The 1064-nt window shown below is 51.2% G+C and carries 1 rRNA gene; it reads left to right on the top strand.

What is annotated here, in order from left to right:
• Positions 1 to 1064 (top strand): 23S ribosomal RNA (locus tag DBY68_RS22690); the annotation flags it as partial.

The following is a 1064-nucleotide window of genomic DNA, read 5'->3' as shown; positions in this document are numbered from 1 at the left end:
GGCGATGAAGGACGTGCTAATCTGCGATAAGCGTCGGTAAGGTGATATGAACCGTTATAACCGGCGATTTCCGAATGGGGAAACCCAGTGTGTTTCGACACACTATCATTACGTGAATACATAGCGTAATGAAGCGAACCGGGGGAACTGAAACATCTAAGTACCCCGAGGAAAAGAAATCAACCGAGATTCCCCCAGTAGCGGCGAGCGAACGGGGAGCAGCCCAGAGTCTGAATCAGCATGTGTGTTAGTGGAACGGTCTGGAAAGTCCGACGGTACAGGGTGATAGTCCCGTACACCAAAATGCATATGCTGTGAACTCGAAGAGTAGGGCGGGACACGTGGTATCCTGTCTGAATATGGGGGGACCATCCTCCAAGGCTAAATACTCCTGACTGACCGATAGTGAACCAGTACCGTGAGGGAAAGGCGAAAAGAACCCCGGCGAGGGGAGTGAAAAAGAACCTGAAACCGTGTACGTACAAGCAGTGGGAGCCTACTTGTTAGGTGACTGCGTACCTTTTGTATAATGGGTCAGCGACTTATATTCTGTAGCAAGGTTAACCGAATAGGGGAGCCGAAGGGAAACCGAGTCTTAACTGGGCGTTAAGTTGCAGGGTATAGACCCGAAACCCGGTGATCTAGCCATGGGCAGGTTGAAGGTTGGGTAACACTAACTGGAGGACCGAACCGACTAATGTTGAAAAATTAGCGGATGACTTGTGGCTGGGGGTGAAAGGCCAATCAAACCGGGAGATAGCTGGTTCTCCCCGAAAGCTATTTAGGTAGCGCCTCGTGAACTCATCTTCGGGGGTAGAGCACTGTTTCGGCTAGGGGGTCATCCCGACTTACCAACCCGATGCAAACTGCGAATACCGAAGAATGTTATCACGGGAGACACACGGCGGGTGCTAACGTCCGTCGTGAAGAGGGAAACAACCCAGACCGCCAGCTAAGGTCCCAAAGTCACAGTTAAGTGGGAAACGATGTGGGAAGGCTCAGACAGCCAGGATGTTGGCTTAGAAGCAGCCATCATTTAAAGAAAGCGTAATAGCTCACTGGTC

Source organism: Pseudocitrobacter sp. RIT415 (genome assembly GCF_003057695.2).
Lineage (GTDB): Bacteria > Pseudomonadota > Gammaproteobacteria > Enterobacterales > Enterobacteriaceae > Pseudocitrobacter > Pseudocitrobacter faecalis.
Note: the sequence above shows the minus strand (reverse complement) of the source record. Positions and strands in the feature narration are given on the sequence as shown.